The following is a 25190-nucleotide window of genomic DNA, read 5'->3' on the forward strand; positions in this document are numbered from 1 at the left end:
TTCCGTGATGAGTTTTCTGCTCGACCCACCGATGCTGGTCGCTTCCGGTGTGCTCATCGAACGCGGTCTGCCCGCTGAACAGCGTGACGCCGCCGAGGCCGCCACGCTCGGGGTGTTCTTCGGCGGCTCGTTCGGGCTGTACAACAACGTGCCGGGGCTGAGCCTGCTGTGGCGGCCGTTCCGGGCGCAGAACGGGCGCGACTTCATGTGGAACAGCGGGGTTTTCGGCGTGCGCACCCAGCAGCTGAATTGGCCGATGCATGCGCTGGCAGCCGGCATCTTTGCCACCTACCCGTTCTTTCTCAAGCTCGGCCGCCGGCTCGGGCGAGTATGACTCGGCTCGCCGAACGGGCGACCGCCTCGTTCGGGGCGGCGCTTCTTCCGCCGGAAAGCGGCGGCCCGTCACCGGCGCAGCTGGTCGAACGCGTCGACCGCTACGTCACGCAGCTGCCGGTGACATCCCGGCGTGCGCTACGGGCGGGGCTGCTATCCCTTGCCGCGGCAGGCTATCTCACCACGGGCCGGTCGCTGTCCCGACTCACCCCGGAGCGGCGCACTGCAGTGCTGCGCCGAGTCGCCACACTCAGTCCCGATGCCGGCGCGGCAGTCGAGGGGCTCAAAGCCATCGTGCTGCTCGCCAATGGCGCCGACAGCTACGCCGCGGAGTTGCTGCATCGCGGCACCGAGCACGACGTGGCCCGCCCCGACGCGGCGCTGACGATCACCGCGTCGACTGCGGCGCCGTCGGTGATCCACGCCGATGCGGTGGTGGTGGGCTCCGGGGCAGGCGGTGCCATGGCGGCCCGCACGCTGGCCCGCGCCGGGATTAACACCGTTGTGCTCGAAGAGGGACGGCGATGGAGCGTCAACGAATTTCGCGACATGCACCCGATCGACCGCTACGCCGGGCTGTATCGCGGTGGGGGTGCCACGCTGGCGCTGGGACGCCCGACCGTGGTGCTGCCGATCGGGCGGGCGGTGGGCGGCACCACGGTCGTCAACTCCGGCACCTGTTATCGGCCCCCGCTGCCCGTTCAGCGGCGCTGGCGCGACGAGTTCGGTTTGCGGCTGGCCGATCCGGAACGGCTGGCCGGCCACCTCGACGACGTCGAGCAGACGTTACAGGTGGCGCCCGTGCCGTTGGAGATCATGGGACGCAACGGCCGGCTACTGCTCGACGGGGCCGCGGCGCTGGGCTGGCAAGCGGCGCCGATTCCCCGCAACGCGCCGGGCTGCGATGCGTGCTGCCAATGCGCGATCGGCTGTCCGCGCAACGCCAAGTTCGGTGTGCACCTCAACGCGTTGCCGCAAGCCTGCGCGCACGGCGCGCGGATCGTGTCGGATGCCCGCGTCGAGCGGATACTGCACTCGAGCGGTCGCGCCCGCGGCGTCCGGGCCCGGCGCCCGGACGGCACTGCCGTTGACGTGCTCGCCGACATCGTCGTCGTTGCTGCCGGGGCGACCGAAACGCCGGGAGTGTTGCGGCGCAGCGGCCTTGGCGGTCATCCGCGGCTCGGCCGAAACCTCGCGCTGCATCCGGCCGCCATGCTGGCCGGCTACTTCGACGACGAGATCGTGGCATGGCGTGGCGTCCTGCAAAGCGCCGCGGTCGACGAACTGCACGCCACGCACGGCGTGTTGATCGAAGCGACGTCGACTCCGCCGGGCATGGGGTCGATGGTGTTTCCCGGCTACGGCGCCGAGCTGCTGGGGTGGCTGGAGCGGGCGCCGCAGGTAGCCACGTTCGGGGCGATGATCGCCGACCGCGGCGTGGGCCGGGTCTACTCGCCGCGCGGGCAGACACTCGTGCGCTACGACATCAGCCCGGACGACACGGCTAAGCTGATCACCGCGCTGGAAGCCATCGGCAGGTTGCTGTTCGCCGCCGGCGCCGTCGAGGTGCTCACCGGCTTGCCCGGTGCGCCGACGGTGTCCTCGCTGTCTGCGCTGCAGAGCCTGCTACGGCGGACGAACCCAAAAAGCCTGCACCTGGCTGCCTTCCATCCCACCGGTACCGCCGCTGCCGGCGCCGACGAACAGCGCTGTCCGGTGGACGAGACGGGCCGGCTGCGCGGCGTCGACGGGGTTTGGGTCGTTGACGCCTCGATCCTGCCCAGCTGTCCGGAGGTCAACCCACAGGTGTCGATCATGGCGCTGGCGTTGGCGGTCGCCGACGAAATCGTCGCTGCCTGAGCCGGATCGGCTCAGCCGGCTGGCGCGAGCATGGCCTTCCAGCCGTCGTCTCCGGTTTCGGCTGAGTTGTGCACCGCCCACGTCACGCCGTCCGGACCCATCACTTCACCGCTGGACGGGCTGTAGATCGCCGTCGGACTGGCCGGGGTGTAGACACACGGGTTGGGCTGCTGCCCATTGCATTGCACGGTGCCCGTTCCCGGGCGTTGCAGTGGATCACTGCGCGGAGGAGTCGGCCCCGGAAGCCGGTCGGCGGGAGCCGGATTGAGGCCGTTGTTGATTGAGGGCGCCGGTATCACCTGCCCGGGGTTGACCGGCTGATCACAGCGTGCGCCGGGTGCCGGGCAGTTGAGGATCTGGTTGGGGTCGCCGTACCACGGGTTGGTGCCCAACGGAACATACGGCTTGTCATCGCGGCACTCCCGCGGTGTGGCCCTTCGCTTTCCGGGAACGTCGACGCACGGCAGGTTGCGTGCGCCGCGCACGGCGTTGGCCGGCGCGTCTTGTGGAATCTTGCAGTAGGTCCCGGTCGGCAACGGCGCAATGCTGGTGTCCGCCGGAGAACGCCACTCCGATGCGGGGATGAAGCCGGTCAGGCACGGCGGCGGATTGTTGATCGACAGGTTGAAGTCCATGATCACCGACCCCGGCGACCCGGCAACCGCCGTCTGCGCGATGGACGCGACCTCCGGCAAAAACACCAGCAGCTGCTCGAGGTTCTTGTTGTACCGCTTGAGCATGTCGGTAACGATGGCTAGGTTAGCCAGGGTCTGCGGCAACGCCTCGCGTACATCGCCGAACACCGCGTTGACCTGATCGGCAGTCGGCGCGGCTTGGCGCAGAATGCTTTTCACGTTTTGGTCCTTCTCGGCGATCTGGACGCCCACGACATCCAGGTTGTGGGACCAACGTTCGATCTCATCCGCCGAGTTGACCTGGCTGTCCAGGATCGGTGCCGAGTGGCCAATGATGTCGTCGATGTCGGAAAGATTGGCCTTGAAGTCGCCGACGATGGCCTGGGTGGAGTCGACGAGTCGTTGCAACGACGGCCCCAATCCCCCTACGGCTTGGGCTCCCTCGTCGAGCAGGGATCCGATCTTTTCCTTGGGCAGCACCGACAGTCCGCGGTTGGCGGCGTCCAGGGCGGGCCCGATCTCGCTGGGAACGGTGCTCTTGGTGATGGTCTGCCCCGGCGAGAAGAACTTGCCCGGATTTCCCGTCGAGACCAGATCCAAATACTGCTCGCCGATCGCCGACACCGAATGCACATTGGCGGACGCGTCGATCGGAATCCGGTAGCGATTGTCGATGCTGAGCGTGGCTCGGGCGCCCTTCTTCGTCGGCTCGACCTTGGTGACCTTGCCGATCTGAATTCCCCCGTAGGTCACGTTGGAGGTCCGGTACAGACCGCCTGAAGCCGGCAACTCGGCGGTCAGGGTGTACTGGCCGATGCCGACCTGGCTCGGGATACGCAGGTAATACCAGCCGAGCACAACCAGCGCCACCACGGTCAAAACAGTGAACACGATCAACTGGCCGCGGATCATCCGAGTCAACATCGCGTCATTCCCCTCGCTCCACCGGCGCATCGGCCGGGTTGGGGGTGTATCGGATGTCGGGAATCATCGTGGCGGGATCGCGACCCCAGGACTGCTCGAGGGCACGCAGTGCCCCGGAGAATCCGGTGCCGGTGAGGGCAGCGTTGTCGATGGTGCTCAGCGTCAGGTCCAGCGCCCCGGAAACGTTGATGTAGTCGCCGCGCACGATTTTGGGTAAGGCATCGAGGGTGAACGGTGGGGAAAGCAGGAGCTTCAGCGACTCCACCAGATAGGGCGAGGAGCGGCCGAGTTGCTTGAGCGGTCGCTGCAGTAGTTGCAGGTCTTGGTGGAGGTTGTCCTGCGAGGCCGACAGCGTCCGATCCGTGACGGCGCTGATGCGTCCCACCGCATCGATCGCTTCGACGAACCGGTTGTGCTCGTCGGCGAAATGCTTGACCAGTGGCGGCAATTCGCTGAGCGCTCGATCCAGTACATCCGTCCGCCCGGCCAGGTAGGACAACAGCCGGTTGGTGGAGTCAATGGCACGAGTGATGTCGTCACGCTGCTGGTTGAGTTGACGGGTGAAGGTGTCCAGCTTGTGCAGGAAGTCACGGATCTGACCGGCCCGTCCGGTCAGGATGTTGTTGACCTCATCCTGGACGACCTCCAGGTTCGGGATGCCGCCGCCGCGCAACACCATAGCCACGCTGGCCAATGTCCGTTCGATGGAGGGATACGCCGATGAGTGTTTCAGCGGGATCGTGTCGCCGTTATGCAGCAGTTGCGGCGACGGGTCCTGCGGTGCGGCCAATTCCACGTGCTGAGAACCCAGCAGGCTGGTCTGGCCGATCTTTGCGGTGGCGTTCTTCGGCAGCCGGATGCCCTTGTCCAAATCCAGTGTCAGCGTGGCGATCCAGTTCTTCAGTTCGATTGCCCGCACAGTCCCGACGAAGACGTCGGCGACCAGAACCCGGCTGTTGCCGTTGAGCGCCAAGGTGTCCGGCATCTGCACATAGATGGTGTAGGAACCGGGTCCGCTGCCCGGCCCGCCGGGCAACGGCACATTGGCGATACCCCGCCAGCTCGTACACGACGTCAGCATCACGGTTGCCGCCAGCAGCGCCACGGCTTGCCAAACCCGCCGGCGCACAGCGCGTACCGCGCACCTCACGAGCCCGGGCCTGCCGGTCCGGGTGCCTCGGCGGCACCGAGCGGAGCATCGGCCGGTGGACCCGGCGCCGGTGCCGGTGACGGCAGCGGTTGCGGATACCAGGGCGGAGGCAGCGGGCTGTTTTCGTTGTAAGCATCCGGTGGCCCGGCCATGTTCTGGCGCGGCGGTGGCGCCGTGATGTCCGGGCCGCCCATGAGCTCTGCCAACGACTCCGGTGTCAGCAAGCTCGCGGTGGCGGGCGACACCTCAACTCCTTGCATGCCGGGCGCGACGACCCAGCCCGGCTCGGAATTACGATGCGACCACGGAGTATCCGGGGAAAAAATCCCGGGCACCGTGGTGTCCTTGTAACCGGGCGGCGGCCGGAGCCGCTCCTCTGAGTACGCAATGTTCTTGGGCAACGTATCGGCGGTCGTGGCCAGATTGATCCCGAACGGGACGTAGTTGAATTTGATCGCATCCAGGACCGGCGCCAGATATTGGGCGCAGAGTTCGGCCGAATCCTGATACCCCAGGCGGCTACCGGCCTGAATCATGCTGCAGATGAACTGCATTGGGTTGGCGAAGTTGACCAGCGCCGGCACCCCGGTCAATCCGCCGTGCGCCGGCTCGTAGATCCCGAGGACATTGGCGGCCATGTGGGGCAGCACATGGAGCCCGGTCTCCAAACCGTCGATCGGCGTCGGCTGCACGATGGCGGTGGTCACCTCACCAAGGTTGTTGAGGTCGTGGGTCAGCACTTCACGGTTCTCGGACAAGAACTTCTGCCCGGTCGACAACAGGTCGTCGGTCTGCTGTATCGCGCGGGCCACCGCCTGATCCGAACTGGTGAAGATATCGCTGAAGTGTGCGAGTTGTTGGTTCAGTTCGACGAACTGCTGGTCGTTTCGGTGCAGCGCGTTGACGAACAATGCCAGGCTGCGCGCCACCGCAAAGAAGTCCCCGCGGCCCTCGTTGAGCGCGGTCAGCGCCGTCGACAGTCCATCCAGCGTGGTGTTGAGCTGCTTGCCCTTGCCCGCCAACCCGTCGGCGAACGACTCGATGACGTCGCCGAACGGGCCCTTGGGCTGTTCGGGGGTGGGGCCCAATTTGTCGATGATGTTGGTGACCTGGTTGCGCAGGTCGTCCCACTCGACCGGCACTTGGGTACGTTCGATGGGGATTACGGCGTTGTCGCCCATCACCGGACCACCGTCGTAGGGCGGCTCCAATTGGATGGCGCGCGACGCCACCAGTGTGGGGTTGAGAATCGCCGCCGAGGCGTCGGCGGGCACCTTGTATTTGTTTTGGTAGTGAAAGGTGACTTTCATCTTGTCGCCGGTCGGCTCGATCGCATCGATGGCGCCCACCCGCACGCCCATGATCTGAACCTTGTCGCCGACATAAAGCGCATTCGCCGCCGGAAAGTAGGCAACGACGGTGTTGTTGGTCAGCCGGTGGTAGAGCTGCCAGCCTGCGACCGTCGCGACCAGGCCCAGCACCACCACGAGCGAACCGATGATGATCGTCGCCCGTGAAAGTCTGGGCAGCTGGAGTTTTCGGATATCGAAGATGGTGCTCATTGGCTGCTACCTCCCGTCCCGTCGGGCGTGATGAACGGGGCCGGCAACTGTGGGCCTGGTCCCGGTGGCGACGGCGGTCCCGGAGGCAGCGGAGGCGGCGCCCCGGGTAGCGGGGCCGGCCCTACTGGCTCTGTGCGCGCTCCATGCGGCGCGGGCGGCAACGGCACCGGCGTGCCCGGAACGTCGGGCGGCGCAATACCTTGCCGCCCCCCGCTCGGGATGCCCGGCGTCGGGGGCAGGCCCTTGGGGTCGGGCGGCGACGACAACACGTCGGGCAACGCCGGGTAGGGCCCATTGGGTCCGAACGGGCCTTGCTCTTGGTCGATGCCCGCACATGGCATCGGATTGCCCGGGCGCGGAAGCAATTCGGGTGCCGGCGTGTACGAGCAGGGTGACCCCGGCGCCACCGCCGGTCCCGGATGACCCGGGGTGCCTTCCAGCACTGGCGGTGCGGGCGGCGGCGCACCATTGGGGAACCGGGTGCCGTTGGGGTCGGGGAACCGGAACGCCGGCAGACCCGCACTGCGCCAGAAGTCCTCGGGATCGAGGCCGCGCTTCTTGAATGCCGCATCCACCCACGGCTGCAGAATTTGATACGGCAGCAGGTTGGCCACCATGACTTTGAAGTACGGCCCCGAACTGACGGCCTCGCTCAGCGACGCGGTGAACTTTTGCAAGCTCGTCAACACGGAGACAAGGTCGTTTTTGTGCTCGACCAGTACGTCGGTCACCGAGCGTAGTTGCTCAAGAAGGTGATTGAGGTTCGGGTTGTCGTTGATCAGTCCCTGCACCTGCCCGGAGAACGCCGCGACGTTGCCCAGCAGCGCATTGATGTCGCGGTCCCGCTGGTTGAAAGCCGCCAGCAACGCCCGCGCGTTGACCAGCAGCGCGTTGATCTGTTCGCCACGGTCCCCCAGGACACCGGCTACTTTCCTGGCCGAGGTCAGCAGGTGCTTGATCTGGTCGTCTCGTTTACCGAGGGTGTCCGAAAACTTGGCCACCCCGTCCAGGGCGGCGCTCAGGTGCGGAGAGGTCTGGCTCACGGTCTGGGACAACACATTCAGTGACCTTTTGACCGTGTCGATGTCCCAGCCGGCGGCGGCCTTGGTGACGTCGAAGAACGCGTCGTAGATCTGGTAGGGCGTGGTGCTTTGCCCCAGCGGCAGCACGTCGTTCGGGCGTAGTTTTTCCGAGCCTCGCGGTTGGACCTCGAGCACCTTCTTGCCCAGAACGGTTTCGGTCTTGATCGCCAACCGGCTCTCGGTCCCGATGGTGTGGGTGCCCGTCGAGAATTTCATCACGATGTGGTTGCCGTCGATGGCGACGCTTTGCACGGTGCCGACGTCCTTACCGGCGATGCGAACGGTGTCGCCCTTGGACAGGCCGCCGGTGTCGCTGAACTGCGCGTAGTAGCTCGGTTGCGCAAACAGCATCGGAACACTGCTAAAGCTCTGCCCCACACCGACAACGAGGGCTGCCGTGACGATCGCCATCGCCCCGACGCGTACCCGGTTGGCAGGTTCCAGCGTTCTCATTGCAACGTGCACCTGCCTGTCGGCTGTTGGAAGAGCCGAACGGTGCGTACCGGACCGCCCGGTTGCAGTCCGTTGAGCCGGATCGACAGGTCGCACAGGTAGAAATTGAAGAAGTCACCGTAGAGACCGCCGGTGCGGCCAACCAGATTGAAGGCTTTCGGTGACTGCGACAGCAGATCCCCGATTTGGCCGCGGTTGTCGACGAGCGGCGCAGCGACAGTCTCCAAGTGGCTCACGGCGCTGCGCACCAGGTCCCGGTTGTCGGCCAGCAGGTCGGCCACGGTTCCGGCTGCGCGGCTGATGTGTGCCATACCGGCGGCCAGCGGGTCGGCCCGGTTTTTCAAGCCGGTGACCAATGTCTCGATATTGTCCACGGTTTGGTCGAACTCCTGCCGATGCCGAACCGTGGTGTCCAGCAGTGTGTTCAGGTTGGTGATCACTTCGCCGATCGCCTGGTCGCGCTCGGCCAGATGCGAAGCCAGCTCGGCGGTCTGATCGAGAATGTCGTTGATGGTTCCGCCCTGCCCCTGAAACACAGTGATGATCGACGAGGCGATGTCGTTGACCTTCTGCGGGTTCAACGCCCGAAACAGCGGCTTGAACCCGCCGATCAGTGCGTCGAGATCCAGCGCCGGCTGAGTGCGCGCCAGCGGGATGAATCCGCCCGGAGGCAGAACTTTGTTCGCTGCCTCGCCCTCGCCGCGGCCAAGTTCCAGATAGCGGTTGCCGATCAGATCCTGGTAACGGATCTGTGCCGTGGTCGACTCGTACAGCTGCACTGAGCGCTCGACGCTGAAAACGACCAGTATCCGCTGGTCGTCGTCGATCAAGTCCACTTTTTTGACCTTGCCGACTTCAACGCCCGACGCCCGGACGAACTGGCCGGCGCGTAATCCGCTGGCACTGCTGAATTCCGCGGAATAGTTGTCGGTCCGGTCAAACCGGATCTGACCGAAAACCACCACGATGATGGCGGTGAACAGCAACTGCACCGACGCGATGGCGGCCAACCGGATAACCGGACCGGTGATTCTCATGGGTTGATCGTGTTCTCCCCGTACTGGCGTCCCCACACATATTCGATGGCGAGGGGCTGGTTGAGTTCGAAGTGGTTGTAAGGCGCGATGCTGATGCCGGTGTCCATCACCAGATACGGCGCCGGCCACAGATCGCGGGTGATCGGTTGCCAGCAGCCCGGTGCGCCGCCTGGCCCGCCTCTGGCATTGGCCCGCGGCAAATTGTCGGGATACACGTAGGGGTTCTCGGCACCCGTGATTGCCACCCCGAGCGCCGCGGAGTACTGGTTACCGCTCTCCAACTCGGTGATCTTGGGAACGAGATTTGAGATATTGCGGATCGTGCAGAACAGTGCGGGGCTGTGAGTGTCGAGCAGCCGGGTCGTCGGAACGAGATCGCCGATAACGCGTTCCAGATACGGCGCGGCCCGTTCGAAGACGTCGCCGGCGGTGTTGCCGAAGCCGATCGCTGCCAGTAGCGCGGCGTCCAGATCGTCTTGTTGTGCATTGAACGTGTGCGCCGTGGTGAGCGCATTGTTGATGAAGTCAACGAGATCGGGCGCCGCGTTGGCGTAGGTCTCCGTCAGAGCCGCGACTTGCCGAATGTCGTGACGGATCGTCGGCATCCGCGCATTCACGTCGTCGAGGATGGCGTTGCCGTTGACGATCGACGCCCCGAACTTCTTGCCCAATCCACTCAGCGCCTCCGCAGCCGCGCTCAGCGTCAGGTTCACCTTGATCGGATCGACTTGCTCGGAAAGCTCCATCAGTGTTTCGAACAACGTGTTGAATTCGGTGGTCACCGACATGGCGTTGATGACGTCCCCCGGCGAGATCGACTGGGGGGACGGGTCTTCGGGCGCGGTGAACGAAACGTATTTGTTGCCGAACACCGTGGTGGCCTGAATTTTGGCGTCGACGTTGGCCGGAATCAGCTTCACGTATTTCGGATCCACATCGAGCGCCAACTTGGCCGCCGGCCTACCGTCCCGGTCAACCTCGGAAATCTCAGCGACCCGGCCGACCTCGACGCCGTTATAGGTGACCTTCGCTCCCTTGTCCATCACCAGTCCGGCCCGCGCGGCCAGCATCGTCAACCGTGTCGTGGAGGTGAAGTCGCCACGGAATTGCCCGTAGGTCAGCCCAAGCACCAAGGCGCAGGCCAGTAATAACCCCACGCCGGCCAGCTTGTCCGGCCAGGTGCGCGGCTTGCGTTCCTTGATCGGGATGGTCATGTCGACTACACCGTGAGGTTGAAGTTCGGATCGACGCCATAGAGCGCCATCGACGTGAGCAGGACAACGAGCACCGTCGAGACAAGCGAGAACCGCATCGATCGGCCGACCGCCTCGCCCACCCCGACTGGACCGCCACTGGCGTTATAGCCGTAGTAGCAGTGGGTGATCATCACCACCACCGCCATGACGATGACCTGCGCGCCCGACCAAAACACGTCCTCGGTGCGCAGGAATGTCCGGAAGTAGTGCTCGTAGGTGCCCACCGACTGCCCGTAGAACAACGTCGTCACGGTTTGCCCCGCGAGGAACGACATCACCAGTGCCATCGCATACAGCGGGATGACCACTACCAGTCCGGCCAGGATCCGGGTGGATGCCAGGAACGCAACCGACTTGATGCCCATCACCTCAAGAGCGTCGATCTCCTCGCTGATACGCATGGCACCCAACTCGGCGGTGGCGCCGGCGCCGACGGTCGCCGCCAACGCGACGCCAGTCACCAAGGCGGTCACGACACGTACGTTGACTAGGGCGGCGAAGAATCCGGTGAACGCCTCCACGCCAATGTTGCCCAGCGAGGCGAAGCCCTGGATGGCGATCAGCGACCCGCCGGACAGCGTGGTGAAACCGATGATCGAGACGGTGCCGCCGATGACGGCCATGGCACCGGTGCCCATACCGATCTGGGCAATCAGCCGCAGCGTCTCCGTGCGATAGCGGCGCAGCGCCAAGCCAATCGACCAGCTGCTGTTCGCCGCGAACCGGGCCAGCTGCCCGGCCTGGTCCAATCCTCGCCCGACACTGCCGACGTAACGATTGACATTGGTGGTCGCCCGCGGGAAGCGGGCCCGCACAACGGCGATCGTTGACATCTCAGCGTCCCGTCCCGAACCGCACGCCGATCGTGGTCAGCACCACGTTGACTGCGAACAGCGCGAGAACGCACAACACCAGGGTTTCGTTGACGGCGATGCCGACGCCCTTGGGGCCTCCTTTGGTGGTCAGCCCGCGATAGCAGCCAACCAGACCGGCGATCAGTCCGAATACCGCGGCCTTGATCGTCGCGATGACCACCTCGGGCAGCCCGGTGACCAGGGTCAGGGTGGCTAGATACGCGCCGCCCGAGACATTTTGGATGTGAACGCCGAACACGAAGCCGCCCACTAGCCCGATGGTGATGACGGTGCCGTTGAGCAGGGTGGCGACGACGGTGGCCGCGACGACCCGCGGTGCCACCAGCCGGGGGATGGGGTCGATGCCGAGGACCTCCATCGCGTCGATCTCCTCACGGATGGTGCGGGCGCCCAGGTCGGCGCAGATGGCCGTCGACCCAGCGCCCGCGATGACCAATACCGTGGTCAGCGGCCCTAGTTGGGTGACCGCGCCTAGCGCCGCTCCTGCCCCGGAAACGTCGGCGGCACCGAACGCGGCCAGCAGCGTATTGAGCGTGAATACAACAAGCACGGTCAACGGGATCGCGACCGCGATGGTGGGCAGCAACGAGACCCGCATGATGAACCAGCACTGCAGGATGAATTCCTGCCACTGAAAGGACGTACGGAACAGCGCCTTTCCGGTCAGCACGCACATCCGGGCGAAGCCGCCGACCGTCGCGAGCGGTGGCTGAAGTTGGTCGCGAACGTATTCGGCGAGCCGTGTCTCCGTCAACGTCGTCACCGCTGGCTCCTCACCGTGCAGCCCGAGAAACAGGCATTAACTTTAACCGCGGGAACCCTCAGAACCGTGCAAGGACGTGTAGCCGTGTCATGGCGGCGATGGGCGGACATGCCGGTCGCAACTAGTGGCAACCGAATTGCTAAAGGCGCTTGTTCACGATCGCTGACTCGAGCCCAGCAGCGCCCGACGTCTTCAACAGTCGCTTCCCCAGTCGTTGCAAGGTGTCCACCGAGAACGGCTGTGCCATACGGCGATTGACGCCCGGCGCGATGCGCAGCATGAAGTAACCGAGCCAGGCCTCGGTACGAACCGGCACAACCGCGAGGTCGAATCGCACCGCGCGCACCGCCGCCGCTGCGACCAGGTTCGGGCTCATCGGCGCGAACGGAAGCTTCTCGCCGAGTTCTTGGAGACGCCGCGTGATCTCCCTGCCTTGCTCGATGAGCTTTTGGTCGACACCGACGGTGACTGCGTTCTCGCCGATATTGGTGTTGATCACTCCGGGGCAGATGGCACTGACCCCAATGCCTTTGGGTCCGAGTTCAAGCCGCAGGCATTCGGTCAGCATCTTCACACCCGCTTTGGACACCGAGTACGCCGACATGACCGGGGTGGGAGTGAAAGCTGCCGCGGAGGCGATATTGACGATGTGCCCACCGGCGCCGCGCTCGATCATCTGCGCGCCGAAGACGCGGCAACCATGAACCACGCCCATCAGGTTCACACTCAGTTGACGGTCCCAGTCGACGGGGCTCAGCTCCAGAAACGGACCACCGACGAGCATGCCCGCATTGTTGACCAGCACGTCGGCGCAACCATGATCAGCGCGCACCGCGGCGCCGAACGACTCCCACTCGTCGGGGTCGGTGACGTCAAGCCGTGCCGCTGAGGCTCGGTGCCCGTTGCCCCGAATGATCGCGGCGGTGGCAGCGGCCGCATCCGAGTCGATGTCAGAGGCCACCACATGGGCGCCGAGCTTGGCGAATTTCATCGCCGTCGCCCGCCCGATCCCGCTTCCCGCACCAGTGACGACGACGAGGCGGGGTCGCAATCTGTTGATTTTCACGCGCGCTCCTGTGCGGGGCCTGCGCTGTAGCGATAGACGTCGATGTCGTAATGGCGGTTCTGCCAGTACATCTCACCGTGAGTCGACGGCCTGAACGGCGAATCACCCTTGTTGTCCAGGTAGTAGGTGTTGGAGCCGGCGCAGACCGGGGTGAACAGAAAGTTCTTCTGCTGCCGTTTGAGGCATTTGCGGAAGTACTCCTCGTGGACCTCCCGGCGGATTTCGCATACCGTCGCCTTGCGGCGTTTCGCCTCCGCGATCGCCCGGCTCAGGTGCGCCGACGTCGCCTCGATCATCCACAGATACGAGCCGAGCACGAAGCCGTAGGGGCCGGTGATCGCGAAGGCGTTCGGAAAGCCGGGCACCGAAACCCCTTGATAGGACTGGTATCTTTGCTCGTCCCAGAATGCTCCGAGCTCTAGCCCGTGCCGGCCGACGACGGGAAACGGCGGAACCGCGCCCTTGTCCCACAGCTTGAATCCGGTCGCGCAGATCAGCACGTCGACCGGATGCTCGACCCCGCCGACGGTCCGCACCCCGCTTGCGGTGACGCATTCGATGGTGTTGCTGACCAGGCTGACATCGCGACGGTTGAACGATCGCAGATAGTCATTCGACATCGACGGTCGCTTGCATCCCAATCCGTATCGCGGAATCAGCTTCTCCCGGATCACCGGATCGTCGACCTGGCTGCACATCCAGCGTCGGGTCGAAACCTCGAGCACCCGGCGGCCGGTCTCCGTCAGCCACCGCGGCCCCATCCACACCCCGCTCATGGCGACTTCGGTCCCGACAGTTCCGACCAGCCGGACCGCCGACCGGATCGGCTTGCGTTCCATGATCCATCGGCTGACCGGATTCATTTCCATGTCGAATCTGGGAAATACCCAGATCGGTGTCCGCTGGAAGACCGTCAGATGCTCGACCTCGTCGGCGATAGCCGGCACCACCTGCAGCGCGGTCGCGCCGGTGCCGATGATCGCGACCCGCTTACCGGCCAGTGCGACGTCGTGGTCCCACAGGGCGGTGTGCATGAGCGTGCCGCCGAAGTCGCGAAGCCCCGCGATGTCGGGCATCTTCGGGCGCTCCAGTCCGCCGACCGCCAGCACCAGATACCGGCCGGTGACCTCGCCGCCGCCGTCGGTGGCCAGTCGCCACATGCTGTGGCGTTCATCGAACGTCGCGGCGGCAACCGTCGTACTCAGCCGTAGTTTGTCCCGCAGCCCGTACTTGTCCACCATGTCGTCGGCGTAGCCACGCAGTTCCGATCCCGGAGCGAAGACCCGGGACCAACCGCCACGCTGCTCATAGGAGAAGCTGTAGATGAACGACGGAATATCCACGGCCACCCCGGGATAGGTGTTGGCATACCAGGTACCGCCGACCTGATCCCACTTGTCGATGATGAGAAAGTCGTGAATTCCCTGCCGCTGCAATGCGATTGCGGCACCGATCCCGCCGAACCCGGCTCCCACCACGACAACCTCGTGGTCGGGAGATACCCGCTCGGCAGCGGCGGCCTGCGCGGTGTCGAGCAGTGTGCTCAATGCGACCGCCCGTTACCTGAGGTGACCCACGAGGGACCCCTGAGCGCCGAACAGCTCCTGGCGCCACTCCTCGACCAGCTGACGAGTATCGATGTCGTCGGGATGGAAGCCCGGCCGCATGTAGGCGCGCAGGTCTGCCATCAGGCCGCGCACCAGCGGGCCCCGGAAGATGCCGATGGTCTGGCGCAGCACCTTGATCGGGTGCCATCCTTTGGGGTCGGTTAGCACCGACAGCACCGTCGCCGCCGTCACCACCGGGATGGTGAGCACATACATCACCGCCATCACCCCGATCCGGATCCGCTCGGGACCGCCGACCGCACGGTAGACGTCAAAGGCCACCGACTTGTGCTCCAGCTCCTCGACGGCATGCCAGTTGAGCAGATTCCACACCTCGGGATCGCCCGGAATCGCCTGGATCTCGTCACGCGACAGCACCCGCTCGGCCAGCGTCGCGGTGTAGTGTTCGGCCGCCGCCGTCATCGCCAGGTGCACCAGCGCTGGCGCCCGGTTCTCCAGACGCAGGATCAGCCGGTGGCGACGGCTGTCGGTGGGGAAGGTCAACAGCCGGACGAACGGATAGCCCATTTCGATGAGCTTTTCGTTCAGCCGGCGGTGTTCCTGGCCGTGCACCGACTCCTGGCCGATGAATCCGGCCACCCGCTTCTTCAGCACCGGATCGGTCACCCGATCGGCGACGCGGCGCACCGACCTGATGAACGATTCCTCCCCGGGCGGAAAAGCCGCCGACAAGAACGCCACGAGGTGGCTGAAAGCGATGTCGCCCTCGACGAAGTGATGGTTCATCGGTTGCGGGTCGCCGAAGCGAAACCGGATACGCCGTACCTTAGGATAGCCGATCGCGGCCGAATCTCCCTGTCGCGCAACAGCAACGTTCCTGTCGGCCATGCTCGTCTCCTTGGGGCGTCGTGTTCGATCACTTCAAATGGTCGACAAGGGCTCCTTGCGGACCGAACAATTCCTGTTGCCACTCCTGCAGCAATCGTTGGGTGTCAATGTCGTCCGGGTGAAATCCCGGTTGCAGGTATTTCGCCAGGTCGTAGATCAGGCCACTGAACAGCGGGCCACCGAACAATGCGCGCGCCTCCCGGGCAAGCCGCAATGGCTGCCGCCGCGCGATCGGGTCGCGCGCCAGCGAGATCGCCAGCGTGGTCAGCGTGATCGGAAAAGTTAGCGCGATCATCGCCCACATCACGGCAATTCGGGTACGTTCCGACCCACCCATCGCGCGGTAGACGTCGAATGCCACCGACTTGTGCTCAAGCTCTTCCAGCGCGTGCCAGTTGAGCAGGTTCCATATCTCCGGCTCACCCGGGATCTCCTGGAGCTCCGAACGGCCAAGTATCCGCTCGGCAAGCACCGCCGTGTAGTGCTCCGAGGCCGCAGTCATGGCCAGGTGCACCCGGCTCGGCAGCCGCTGTTCGAAGCGAATAAACCGTTCTTTGAACGACTTCGAATCCCACCACCCGATCGGGTAACCCATTTCGATCAGCTTCTCGTTGATCTGTCGGTGCTGTTGGCCGTGAGTGGATTCCTGACCGATGAAGCCGGCAACTCGCTGTTGCAACGCCTTGTCGGCGAGGCGGTCCGAGAACCGGCGCACCGAACGGATGAACGACTCTTCTCCCGGCGGGAAGGAGCCGGACAACCCGGCCACGAAGTGACTGAACACCATGTCGTCGTTGACGAAGTACTTTTCGTACGCGCGGTCCTCGCCCAAAACAAAGCGCACCCGTCGCGTCGTGGGATAACTCGGGCGCGTGGCTGTGGCGTCCGGACGTTTCCGGCGCAGTTTGCCCGTCATGATGACCTCAGCCTTTCCCGAACAGTTAGTAACTAGTACTAGCAGTACCGGTATTGGCACACTACCGCGCGGCGTAAGGGGGCACAAGGGGTCGGTGCGACGAGACTGGGTGTTCTATCGGGCGGCGCGCGGCCTAGTCGTTGCCGGCGAGGGAATCCAGTTTGGAGTCGGGATCCAGGTCCACTCCGCGGGCCGCCGCGCACGCCGAGAATGCACCCCACAGGAAAGTGGTCAGCTGTTCGACGAGGGTGTCTTTGCTGATTGTCGGACTGTTGAGCCAACGCAGCACGCCAAGAGCCACGGCCCCGAGCGCGGCGTCGACAAAGTACTCGACGTCACCGGAGTCCCCGCCCTGGGTGCGCAACAGCGCGGCCACCACGTCGACCGTGGCGTTTGACAGCGGTCTGGCATTGTCGATCAGCTCGGTGGGCGAATGCTCGTCGCGGAAATGCGAACCGACCAGAAAGCGAAAGAGGTTGGGCCGCTCGTCGACGAGGTCGACATACGAACCCACTGCCGAGCGCACCAATTCCAGCGCGGTGCCCGCGAAGTTGAAGTGGGGTACGACCCGTTCGATGACCATCTCCTGCGCTCGCTCACCCACCGCGGTGAACAACGCATGCTTGTCGGCGAAGAACCGGTAGAGCTTTGGGCGCGGAACTGCCGCTGTCTTGACGACGTCGTCGATCGACAGGTCCGGACCGTATTCCTCGATGGCGCGCAGCGTCGCCTCAATCAACTCGGCGCGCACTGCAACTCGGTGCTCACGCCAGCGGTCGACGCGGGCGTCCCCGGTCAACGCGGGCAACCGCCCGCGACCGAGAGCTACATCCGCCGACACGTTCGCAATCGTAATCCACCACACCCGGACGACCGTGCGTTCTGTGGCGCGGAACGACGACGCAGCGCTACCAAACCAGCGGGGCCAGATGCGTTCGTGCGTACGCGCGAACGGCGGCGTCGTCGCTCACGTCGAGGACCTTGCTCGGTACCTGCGCAAGTGAGCAAGCCAGTCGGATGTGCAGTTCGGCGACCGCTGCCAGGTCGTGGTCGGGCATGGCCGCCCCGGCGGCGCGCAGCGCTTTGGCCATCGCCGCGGACGCGCTGTCGAGGAACGCCTCGGCTTCGGCAAAGATGCCGGGCACCGCCAACAGGTCGGCGTCGAGCTCCAGGAATTTCCGCATCACGGGTTCGGTGGTCAACAACCGCAAACCTTCGCAGAAGGCCGCTATCGCAGCGTCTTTCGGACCCGAATCGATGCCGACAGTGCGCAGCCGATCCATCGCGAATTCGAAAGTGCGACGGCCCAACTCGGTGATCAACGCGTCGCGGCTGGGGAAGCGGCGGTACAGCGTGCTGCGGCTGACGCCGGCCTGGCGCGCGATCACGTCCATGCTCGCGCGACCGGCTCCGACCAGTGAGACTTCCTCGGCAGCGGCCTTGAGGATGGCCTCCTCCTGCTCGGTGGGGCTCGTGGTGTTCCGTTTACGCCGCATCCGCACCAGTCTGTCAGCCGACGGGGCAGCCCCGGGGCGGGGCGATAGAGTCCAGTGCCACCGAGCGGTGCAGTTTGACCAGCTTCTCGTACTGCAGCCGGTTGTAGGCCAGCGGGACCAGCAGCAGCCGGTCCGGCAGCACGCGCCAGGCCAGCTGCAGCACGCGGGTGTAGAGCGCGAATTCGCGATCGTGGCGGCCCTGCCACCGGAAGCCGGTCAGTTCCCGCACGCCCGGGTGCATGACGCCGAACGAGCACACTTTCACCACCCGGCCGGCCACCGGCCGCGCCGCGAACCACAACGGGGTGATGCCGGCCCGCAGCGGCGTCGGCAACAGCAGTGTCGGCAAGGGCAGCCGGGTGAGTCCGGCCGTCACCCGGTCCAGAAACGGGTTGGCCCGAAGGTGGGTGTCGACCATGTCGTCGTAGTAGCGGATGGCATCGGCGTATGTCGGCGGCAGCTTGCCGGATTTGCCGGGCAGTTCGATTGCGCTGAACGCGGCGACGAGTTGCTGGTAGGCCGCTTCCTCCTCGGCCGGTGTCAGCGCGATTCCGGTGGCCGGCGTAAAGGACCGCAGCACCACGAACAGCCCGCTGACCGCGATCCAGTTCCACAGTTGCGGGCTCAAGGCGCTGTAGCGGACATCGGCGAACTCGCCCTTGCCGCGGCCGCGGACGCCGCGGTGCAGCAGCTTGAGGCGTTCGCCCTCGGCCGCACGGTCGTCGGCGTCGCCCCAAATGGCCAACAGCGCCGAAAACCCGCTGCGCACACCGCGGTCGGCGAAGTTACGTTCGAAGCGACCGGTCTTGTCGACTGCGGCGGCCACCGGTACCAGAGCCACCTCGTCGAAGGCTGCGGCTCCGAAGACGCCAGCGAACACGCTGCCGCTGTGCTTGCGAAACTGTGCCATCACCCGGGGTCGCACCGGGCCCGCCAGGCGATCCGGATCGATGTGCGGTGCGGTGCCGGCGCCCATGGCCACTCCTTAGCCGGATGACTCCTTGACACAAAGACTACATTTTCGTGTCAACGTGTCAACGGCTTCCGGCGAGCTGCGGAGGGTTAGCCTTCGAGCTTGTAGCCCAACCCACGCACGGTGACCAGGTGCACCGGGTTGGCCGGATCGGCCTCGATCTTGGACCGCAGCCGCTTGACGTGCACGTCGAGGGTCTTGGTGTCGCCGACGTAGTCGGCGCCCCACACCCGGTCGATCAGCTGTCCGCGTGTCAACACCCGGCCGCTGTTGCGCATCAGATACTCCAGCAGGTCGAATTCCTTGAGCGGCAACGTGATCGGCTCTCCGTTCACGGAGACAATGTGGCGTTCGACATCCATCCGCACCGGTCCGGACTCCAATATGCCGTCGACTTCCTCGGAGTCATCGTCGCCGCCACGGCGCAGCACCGCCCGAATCCGGGCGATCAGCTCCCGCGCCGAATACGGCTTGGTCACATAGTCGTCGGCGCCCAGTTCCAGTCCGACGACCTTGTCGATTTCGCTGTCGCGGGCGGTGACCATGATCACCGGCACGCTGGAACGGGCACGCAACTGCTTGCACACGTCAGTGCCCGACATGCCCGGCAGCATCAGGTCCAGCAGCACGATGTCGGCGCCGACCCGGTCGAATTCGGCCAGTGCTGAGGGCCCGTCGGTCACGACCGTGGCATCAAAACCCTCTTTGCGTAAGAGGAAGGCCAGCGGATCGGCCAGCGACTCCTCGTCTTCCACGATCAGCACGCTGGTCATTTGCGCCGCTCTCCCCCGCAAGCGGGTGGTACCCCCGCCTCATCGCTCATTTCTCTGTTGTCGACACCGCTCGTCATCGGCGCAGTTCTTCCTCTCGTTGGACTCTCTTGGGCCGAGCCGGGGGCTCGGGCGGTTGATCGGGTTCGTCGCCGGGATCGACGTACATCGGGATAGACAGGGTGAACGTCGAGCCGGTCCCGGGCTGGCTCCACAGCCCGATGCTGCCGTTGTGATTGGCGGCGACGTGCTTGACGATCGCCAGGCCCAGCCCGCTGCCGCCAGTGGACCGTGACCGTGCCTTGTCGCTGCGGAAGAACCGCTCGAAGACCCGTTCCTGGTCTTTGCGCGCAATGCCGATGCCGCGATCGGTGACCGCGATCTCGACGGAATCGGCGCGTCGGCGACGGCTGATCGACACCAGCGACCCACGCGGCGAGTAGGCGATGGCATTGGACACCAGGTTGGCCAGCGCCGTGATCAGCAAGGTCTGGTCGCCCAGCACCCGCAGGCCACTCGGCTCGTCGGTGCGGACCTCGATATCGGCGCTTTCTGCGGACACCTTATGGCGAGAAATCGCCTCGGAGACAATCGCATCCACATCGACGGCGCCCAGATCGGGTAATCGCTCGGCGCCCTGTAGCCGGGACAGTTCGATGAGCCCAATGACCATGTCCCCGAGCCGGTTGGCCTCGACGAGCACCTTCTCACCGAACCTGCGCACGGTTTCCGGGTCGTCGGCCGACGCCAACAGCGCCTCAGCGAGCACGGCCATCGCACCGACCGGGGTCTTGAGCTCATGGCTGACATTGGCCACGAAGTCACGACGGGTCGCCTCCATCCGGGCGTACTCGGACTGGTCGTAGACGAAGACGACGGCGAAGCGGCGATCCTCCTCGCTCAACAGTCGCGCCTCGCCGCGCACCGACAGCCCCGACCGGCCGGGCGCCGAGCCCTTGGCGGGCTGCATGTCGAACTCGGCAACATCGCCGCTGGCCAACGCCCGGCGCGCCGCCCGCCAGGCCTCGTCGTCGAGCTGACGGTCGCGCACCAGGCCCAACTCGTCGGCGCGGTCGTTGCGGTACACCACGTCGCGGTGGACGTCCACCACCGCGGTGCCCAGCGGCGTCAGTGCGACGATGCGCTGCAGCATCTGCGCGACGGTGATGCCGGCCCAGTCTGCGGCTGCCCGCTGCCGTCGCTCGAGCACACGCGGCGCCAGACGGGTACCGACGGCGATGCCGACGGCCAGCGCCAGGACGATCGAAACCCCGGCCAGCGACAGCGCCGAGAACACAGTCACATAAAAATCCTACAAATCCCGGTGAACTTCACCCCAGTAGCGCGCGGCCAAAATCGGACATGTCACACGCTGCGAGCCATGTATTCGACTGCTGTTTACGCGACGTTCGCCCAAGGCGGCCGCCCACTGGCCAGTTATCGCACACTTTTGGCCGCGTCGCGTGTCATAACTGGCCACTGGAGTAGGCGCTACCGGCCGCCTTGGCCGGCGACCGCGGCCGCCCCGGCGGCCGCCGCTTCGGGGTCGAGGTAGCTGCCGCCGACCAGGGTGGGCCGCAAGTCGGCGTCCAGGTCGTAGCGCAGCGGGATCCCGGTCGGAATGTTGAGCCCGACGACCTCCTCGTCGGACATCCCGTCCAGGTACTTCACCAGCGCCCGCAGCGAGTTGCCGTGCGCGGCGATCAGCACGGTCTGGCCCGACCGCAGGTCAGGCACGATGACGTCGGTGAAGTACGGCAAAAATCGGGCCACCACATCGGCCAGGCATTCGGTCAGCGGGCCGCCACCGATATTGGCGTAGCGCGGGTCGGTGTCCTGGCTGAACTGGCTGCCCTGCTCGATCGGCGGTGGTGGGGTGTCGTAGCTGCGACGCCACGCCATGAACTGCTCCTCGCCATATCGTTCCTTGGTCTCAGCCTTGTCCAGCCCCTGCAGCGCGCCGTAGTGGCGTTCGTTGAGCCGCCAGCTGCGCCGCACCGGGATCCAGTGCCGGTCTGCGACGTCGAGTGCCAGATTTGCGGTGGTGATGGCCCGCCGCAGCAGCGAGGTATAGAGCACGTCGGGCAGTAGGTCGTGTTCGACCATCAGCTCACCGCCGCGGATCGCCTCGGCGCGGCCCTTGTCGGTCAGGTCGACGTCGACCCAACCGGTGAACAGGTTGAGGGCGTTCCATTCGCTCTCGCCGTGGCGAAGCAGCACCAGCGTGGCCATGCCGGAGAGTCTGTCAGTCCTCGTCGTCGTCGATCAAATGAGCAAAGGCTTCCAGGTTCTTCAGCGACTCGCCCCGAGACACCCGCCACTCCCACTCTTTCTGAATCGACGACCGAAAACCCAACTCCAGCAACGTGTTGAAGTCCGAATCCACCGCTTCAAGCACCTGTCCCAGCACCCGGTCGATCTCGGCGGCATCCACCGATGCCAACGACATCCGACCTACCAGGTAGATGTCGCCGACGTTGTCGAGCGTGTAGGCCACCCCGTAGAGGCGGCGGTTGCGTCTCAGCAGGAACCGGTAGACGCCCTCGTGGTTCTCGTCGGGTTTGCGGCACACGAATGCCTCGACCCGCACCGAGTGCTCGCCGATGCTCAAGATGGTGTTGGTCTTCAGCTTGCGTTCCCCGGGCAACTCCACGATCAGCCCGGGCAGCCCGCCGTGGGCGCCCGCATGCCGGGAATACGTCAGCTTGCTGGAGTCCAGCGCATCCTCGATCACCCGCTGAACGTCAGTCATGGCGCCACTCCTCAATCCTGGCTGCGCCAGCATCATCGTCGTCGGCGCGAGTCACGGCGCGGCTCGCAGCCCCCGGCGCGGCGCCCAGCGCCGGACTCGCCGCGCCGATGCCAGCTCATGCACCGGACGACGGGCGGTGAACTCGCTGATCGCCCGGCGGTAGCTGGCCAGCAGCGCATCGACGGTGTTGTCCCAGGAGAACGTGGCCGCGTGCTCGACCGCCGCGCGACTCAAGGCCGCCGCCCGCGCTCCCGCACCCAGTTCCAGCAACTCGTCGATCGCATCGGCCCACCGGTCGACGTCGTGACCGGACACCAGCGTTCCGCTGACCCCGTCGCGCACCGCCACCGGCAATCCGCCGACGGCGGCGGCCACCACCGGTGTTCCGCACGCCTGCGCCTCCACGGCGACCAGGCCGAACGACTCCGAATAGCTGGGTACCGCCACCAGGTCAGCGGCTTGGAACAGCCTGGCCAGTTCCACCCGCGACTGCGGCGGCAGGAACGTCACCCGGGCGGTGATACCCAATTCGTCGGCCAGCCGAACCAGCCCGTCCGGCGCGGCCAGACCGCTGCCCGATGGCCCGCCGGCCACCACGATGCGCACCCGCGGCAGTCGCGCCGCGGCGCGCAGCAGAATATCGGGCGCCTTCAGCGGCTGAATCCGCCCGACGAAGGCCACCACCTGCTCGTCGAACGGCAGGCCCAGCGCAGCACGGGCGGCGCGCCGGTCACCGGGCCGAAACACGTCCAGGTCGACACCGGGGTGGGCGATATCGATAGCGGCCGGGTCGGCTTGATGCAGCGAAACCAGTTGCGCGGCTTCGTCTTCGGTGTTGACGATCAACCGGTCGGCCTCGTCGACAACCTGCTGCTCGCCGACAGAGCGCAGCGGAGGCTCGGGCGCGTCACCGTCGGCCAATGCCGCGTTCTTGACCGCGGCCAGCGTGTGCGCGGTATGTACCAGTGGCACCGCCCAGCGGTCGCGGGCTAGCCAGCCGACCTGTCCCGACAGCCAATAGTGCGAGTGCACGATGTCGTAGTAGCCCGGCTCGTGGGCGGCTTCGGCGCGCAGGACCCCGGCCGCGAAGGCGCACAACTGGGTGGGCAGGTCGTATTTGTCCAGGCCTTCGAAGGGGCCGGCCACCACGTTGCGTACCAGCACGCCCGGCGCCACCGGCACGATCGGCGGGTCGGTGGACGCGGTGGCCCGAGTGAAGATCTCTACCTGCACACCCCGCCGCGCCATATGCAGGGCGGTCTGCAGCACATAGACGTTCATTCCGCCGGCATCCCCGGTGCCCGGCTGGGCCAGCGGGGAGGTGTGCACCGACAGCACCGCCACCCGCCGCAGACCGGTCAACTCCGCGGCGTCCGGCCGGTGGGGCTCCAATCGGGAAATCTCAGTCGGAGGCACCCCGTCATCTTTGCAGCACCACCCGACGTCCCACGTCAGGCCGACGACTCGTGGTCGGTATCTATCAGTGCCGAACCGGGCACCCCGGCCCGGCGCATCGCGCCGAGCGGATCGGCGTAGAGCCCGCCCAGCGACACGATGCCGGCGCCGGCCTCCTGGACCCGGTTGCCGAACGCGGTGACCCGGATGTCGCGCGGCGGCAGCACCGAGCGTGCCGCGAACGCCGCCTCCACTTGCGCCATACCCTCCGGATACTCGGTAAACGCCTGCCCGCCGACGACCAGATCGTCCGGGTTGAGCAGGTCACGCAGCAGCGCGACCGCTTCACCGAGTACGCGGGCCCGCTCCGTCAGCAGGTCTTTGGCCTGCTGGTTGCCGTTACGTGCGACCCGCAGCAGCTCGGTGACCGTGCCGGTGGCACCGCCGGCGCGGGCGGCGGGCAGAATCCGCAGTCGCCGCGCGGCGGCCAGCACTGCTTCGTCGCTGACGGTGGATTCCAGCTGCCCGGACCCGCCAAGCAGTTCCGAGGCCGCGGGCAAGTTCGCGATGGTGCCCGGCCCGCTCGCCGGACTGTGCACCCGCCCGCCGATCACCAGTGCATAGCCCACGGTCTCGCGGGCGTAGACGTACAAGCTGGTCGAAGTGCTGGCGGCCAACCGGCGCATGCCGAGCAGCAACTCGGCTCCCGCCATGGTGTCGACATGGGAGGCCACCGACACCGGCAGACCCAGCGTGTCGGCGAACACCGGGCCCACCGGCGCCTCCCGCCAGCCCAGCCGGGGATGGTCGACGTGCCCGCTGGCGCCGTCGACCGCCCCACCGATGGCCACCCCGACCCAGAGCGGGCGACGCCGATGCCAGCGCCTCAGGTACCGGCTGGCGCCGTCGGCCAGCGAGGCCAGGGCAGGTGCCTGACCGCTGCGCGGCGTGGGCGTCTCGACGGCGTCCAGCGTCCGCCCGAACAGGTCGGTGGCCACAATGCTGGTGGTTCGCGCACCGATGTGGATGCCAAGTGTCATGAACGGTTCGTGGTTGATCTCGACGGGCACCCGCGGACGGCCGATCGCGCCCGCCACGGCAAGATCCGCGCGCTCTCGCAGCAGTCCGACGTTCAGCAACGCGATCACCTGGCGATTCACCGTGGCGATGCTCAGCGAGGTGGTCTGCGCGATGACGTCGCGGCCGATCGGCCCGCGCAGCCGCACGGCCCGGAATACCGAGGCCGCGGCGGTGTCGGACAGGTGCAGCGACGGCGTCACGACGTGGCGCATTCGCAGCGACGGCCGACTGCTATGGGGTGAGGCGGTGAGAGCGGTTGTGCGCACGGGGTGTGTCCTTCTCCGGGATCCGATGGCGGGGTCTGGCCGCGCTCCGGCTTCGGTTGTTGGGAAGGCCGGTCAGGCGCGGCAAACTGC

23 protein-coding genes are annotated in these 25190 nt (G+C 66.0%); 2 read left to right on the forward strand and 21 right to left on the reverse strand.

Annotation, left to right across the window (positions count from 1 at the left end):
- The first annotated feature begins 7 nt into the window (after window positions 1-7).
- Together AC5Y5W_RS20775 and AC5Y5W_RS20780 are read left to right on the forward strand one after the other, a co-directional pair.
- The gene (locus AC5Y5W_RS20775) at window positions 8-334 is read left to right on the forward strand and encodes a hypothetical protein (RefSeq protein WP_500011329.1); all 327 of its coding nucleotides are present in this window, start codon (window positions 8-10) and stop codon (window positions 332-334) included.
- Window positions 331-2193: a GMC family oxidoreductase N-terminal domain-containing protein gene (locus AC5Y5W_RS20780; RefSeq protein ID WP_500011330.1), complete on the forward strand. Its 1863-nt coding sequence runs from the start codon at window positions 331-333 to the stop codon at window positions 2191-2193. The genes AC5Y5W_RS20775 and AC5Y5W_RS20780 overlap by 4 nt, the downstream gene beginning before the upstream one ends.
- Window positions 2194-2204: 11 nt before the next feature.
- On the opposite strand, the gene AC5Y5W_RS20785 is transcribed toward AC5Y5W_RS20780, so the two are convergent.
- The 21 genes from AC5Y5W_RS20785 to AC5Y5W_RS20885 form a co-directional block, all read right to left on the reverse strand.
- Window positions 2205-3752 carry an MCE family protein gene (locus tag AC5Y5W_RS20785; protein ID WP_500011331.1) on the reverse strand — a complete coding sequence of 516 codons (1548 nt, stop codon included), beginning with the start codon at window positions 3750-3752 and terminating at the stop codon, window positions 2205-2207.
- A 4-nt stretch (window positions 3753-3756) separates the two neighbouring features.
- Window positions 3757-4833 carry a virulence factor Mce family protein gene (locus AC5Y5W_RS20790; protein ID WP_500011500.1) on the reverse strand — a complete coding sequence of 359 codons (1077 nt, stop codon included), beginning with the start codon at window positions 4831-4833 and terminating at the stop codon, window positions 3757-3759.
- Window positions 4834-4898: 65 nt separating this feature from the next.
- Window positions 4899-6464, reverse strand: a complete 1566-nt coding sequence (locus AC5Y5W_RS20795) for a virulence factor Mce family protein (protein ID WP_500011333.1) — start codon at window positions 6462-6464, stop codon at window positions 4899-4901.
- Window positions 6461-7999 (reverse strand): virulence factor Mce family protein, encoded by a 1539-nt coding sequence (locus AC5Y5W_RS20800; RefSeq protein ID WP_500011335.1) that lies wholly within the window; start codon window positions 7997-7999, stop codon window positions 6461-6463. Before AC5Y5W_RS20800 ends, AC5Y5W_RS20795 begins: the two co-directional genes overlap by 4 nt.
- The gene (locus tag AC5Y5W_RS20805; protein ID WP_500011337.1) at window positions 7996-9036 is read right to left on the reverse strand and encodes a virulence factor Mce family protein; all 1041 of its coding nucleotides are present in this window, start codon (window positions 9034-9036) and stop codon (window positions 7996-7998) included. The genes AC5Y5W_RS20800 and AC5Y5W_RS20805 overlap by 4 nt, the downstream gene beginning before the upstream one ends.
- The gene (locus AC5Y5W_RS20810; RefSeq protein WP_500011339.1) at window positions 9033-10250 is read right to left on the reverse strand and encodes an MCE family protein; all 1218 of its coding nucleotides are present in this window, start codon (window positions 10248-10250) and stop codon (window positions 9033-9035) included. Before AC5Y5W_RS20810 ends, AC5Y5W_RS20805 begins: the two co-directional genes overlap by 4 nt.
- Before the next feature lie 5 nt (window positions 10251-10255).
- Entirely contained in the window at window positions 10256-11125 is an 870-nt protein-coding gene (locus AC5Y5W_RS20815) for an ABC transporter permease (RefSeq protein ID WP_500011340.1), read from the reverse strand.
- A 1-nt stretch (window position 11126) separates the two neighbouring features.
- Entirely contained in the window at window positions 11127-11843 is a 717-nt protein-coding gene (locus AC5Y5W_RS20820) for an MlaE family ABC transporter permease (RefSeq protein WP_419866431.1), read from the reverse strand.
- A 226-nt stretch (window positions 11844-12069) separates the two neighbouring features.
- Entirely contained in the window at window positions 12070-12996 is a 927-nt protein-coding gene (locus AC5Y5W_RS20825) for an SDR family NAD(P)-dependent oxidoreductase (RefSeq protein ID WP_500011342.1), read from the reverse strand.
- Window positions 12993-14534, reverse strand: coding sequence for a flavin-containing monooxygenase (locus AC5Y5W_RS20830; RefSeq protein WP_500011501.1), 1542 nt, complete (start codon window positions 14532-14534; stop codon window positions 12993-12995). The genes AC5Y5W_RS20825 and AC5Y5W_RS20830 overlap by 4 nt, the downstream gene beginning before the upstream one ends.
- Window positions 14535-14555: 21 nt before the next feature.
- Window positions 14556-15452 (reverse strand): metal-dependent hydrolase, encoded by an 897-nt coding sequence (locus AC5Y5W_RS20835; protein WP_500011344.1) that lies wholly within the window; start codon window positions 15450-15452, stop codon window positions 14556-14558.
- Between the two features lie 28 nt (window positions 15453-15480).
- Window positions 15481-16368, reverse strand: coding sequence for a metal-dependent hydrolase (locus AC5Y5W_RS20840; protein ID WP_500011346.1), 888 nt, complete (start codon window positions 16366-16368; stop codon window positions 15481-15483).
- 133 nt (window positions 16369-16501) lie between these two features.
- On the reverse strand, window positions 16502-17209 hold the full coding sequence (locus tag AC5Y5W_RS20845) for a TetR/AcrR family transcriptional regulator (protein ID WP_500011347.1): 708 nt from the start codon (window positions 17207-17209) through the stop codon (window positions 16502-16504).
- Window positions 17210-17276: 67 nt separating this feature from the next.
- Window positions 17277-17864: a TetR/AcrR family transcriptional regulator gene (locus AC5Y5W_RS20850; RefSeq protein WP_500011349.1), complete on the reverse strand. Its 588-nt coding sequence runs from the start codon at window positions 17862-17864 to the stop codon at window positions 17277-17279.
- A gap of 13 nt (window positions 17865-17877) precedes the next feature.
- A complete protein-coding gene (locus AC5Y5W_RS20855; protein ID WP_500011351.1) occupies window positions 17878-18840 on the reverse strand; it encodes an oxygenase MpaB family protein in 963 nt (320 codons plus the stop codon).
- Between the two features lie 86 nt (window positions 18841-18926).
- Window positions 18927-19610 (reverse strand): two-component sensory transduction protein RegX, encoded by a 684-nt coding sequence (gene regX, locus AC5Y5W_RS20860; RefSeq protein ID WP_500011352.1) that lies wholly within the window; start codon window positions 19608-19610, stop codon window positions 18927-18929.
- A gap of 73 nt (window positions 19611-19683) precedes the next feature.
- Entirely contained in the window at window positions 19684-20910 is a 1227-nt protein-coding gene (locus AC5Y5W_RS20865; RefSeq protein ID WP_500011353.1) for a sensor histidine kinase, read from the reverse strand.
- 188 nt (window positions 20911-21098) lie between these two features.
- A complete protein-coding gene (locus AC5Y5W_RS20870; protein ID WP_500011355.1) occupies window positions 21099-21839 on the reverse strand; it encodes a phosphoglyceromutase in 741 nt (246 codons plus the stop codon).
- A 13-nt stretch (window positions 21840-21852) separates the two neighbouring features.
- A complete protein-coding gene (locus AC5Y5W_RS20875) occupies window positions 21853-22359 on the reverse strand; it encodes a type III secretion system chaperone family protein (RefSeq protein WP_500011357.1) in 507 nt (168 codons plus the stop codon).
- 51 nt (window positions 22360-22410) lie between these two features.
- Window positions 22411-23760 carry a D-inositol-3-phosphate glycosyltransferase gene (mshA, locus tag AC5Y5W_RS20880; RefSeq protein ID WP_500011503.1) on the reverse strand — a complete coding sequence of 450 codons (1350 nt, stop codon included), beginning with the start codon at window positions 23758-23760 and terminating at the stop codon, window positions 22411-22413.
- Window positions 23761-23810: 50 nt separating this feature from the next.
- On the reverse strand, window positions 23811-25100 hold the full coding sequence (locus tag AC5Y5W_RS20885) for an ROK family protein (RefSeq protein WP_499895269.1): 1290 nt from the start codon (window positions 25098-25100) through the stop codon (window positions 23811-23813).
- Between the last annotated feature and the right edge of the window lie 90 nt (window positions 25101-25190).

The organism is Mycobacterium sp. NGS51 (assembly GCF_059812525.1).

What these genes read in the sequence shown, in the direction of transcription:
- AC5Y5W_RS20805 (WP_500011337.1), bottom strand. Translation starts at nt 9,036, where the DNA reads ATGAGAATCACCGGTCCGGTTATCCGGTTGGCCGCCATCGCGTCGGTG.
- AC5Y5W_RS20835 (WP_500011344.1), bottom strand. Translation starts at nt 15,452, where the DNA reads ATGGCCGACAGGAACGTTGCTGTTGCGCGACAGGGAGATTCGGCCGCG.
- AC5Y5W_RS20790 (WP_500011500.1), bottom strand. Translation starts at nt 4,833, where the DNA reads ATGCTGACGTCGTGTACGAGCTGGCGGGGTATCGCCAATGTGCCGTTG.
- AC5Y5W_RS20870 (WP_500011355.1), bottom strand. Translation starts at nt 21,839, where the DNA reads ATGGCCACGCTGGTGCTGCTTCGCCACGGCGAGAGCGAATGGAACGCC.
- AC5Y5W_RS20875 (WP_500011357.1), bottom strand. Translation starts at nt 22,359, where the DNA reads ATGACTGACGTTCAGCGGGTGATCGAGGATGCGCTGGACTCCAGCAAG.
- AC5Y5W_RS20815 (WP_500011340.1), bottom strand. Translation starts at nt 11,125, where the DNA reads ATGTCAACGATCGCCGTTGTGCGGGCCCGCTTCCCGCGGGCGACCACC.
- regX (WP_500011352.1), bottom strand. Translation starts at nt 19,610, where the DNA reads ATGACCAGCGTGCTGATCGTGGAAGACGAGGAGTCGCTGGCCGATCCG.
- AC5Y5W_RS20775 (WP_500011329.1), top strand. Translation starts at nt 8, where the DNA reads ATGAGTTTTCTGCTCGACCCACCGATGCTGGTCGCTTCCGGTGTGCTC.
- AC5Y5W_RS20795 (WP_500011333.1), bottom strand. Translation starts at nt 6,464, where the DNA reads ATGAGCACCATCTTCGATATCCGAAAACTCCAGCTGCCCAGACTTTCA.
- AC5Y5W_RS20785 (WP_500011331.1), bottom strand. Translation starts at nt 3,752, where the DNA reads ATGTTGACTCGGATGATCCGCGGCCAGTTGATCGTGTTCACTGTTTTG.
- AC5Y5W_RS20820 (WP_419866431.1), bottom strand. Translation starts at nt 11,843, where the DNA reads ATGTGCGTGCTGACCGGAAAGGCGCTGTTCCGTACGTCCTTTCAGTGG.
- AC5Y5W_RS20855 (WP_500011351.1), bottom strand. Translation starts at nt 18,840, where the DNA reads ATGGGCGCCGGCACCGCACCGCACATCGATCCGGATCGCCTGGCGGGC.
- AC5Y5W_RS20780 (WP_500011330.1), top strand. Translation starts at nt 331, where the DNA reads ATGACTCGGCTCGCCGAACGGGCGACCGCCTCGTTCGGGGCGGCGCTT.
- AC5Y5W_RS20840 (WP_500011346.1), bottom strand. Translation starts at nt 16,368, where the DNA reads ATGACGGGCAAACTGCGCCGGAAACGTCCGGACGCCACAGCCACGCGC.
- AC5Y5W_RS20810 (WP_500011339.1), bottom strand. Translation starts at nt 10,250, where the DNA reads ATGACCATCCCGATCAAGGAACGCAAGCCGCGCACCTGGCCGGACAAG.
- AC5Y5W_RS20800 (WP_500011335.1), bottom strand. Translation starts at nt 7,999, where the DNA reads ATGAGAACGCTGGAACCTGCCAACCGGGTACGCGTCGGGGCGATGGCG.
- AC5Y5W_RS20850 (WP_500011349.1), bottom strand. Translation starts at nt 17,864, where the DNA reads ATGCGGCGTAAACGGAACACCACGAGCCCCACCGAGCAGGAGGAGGCC.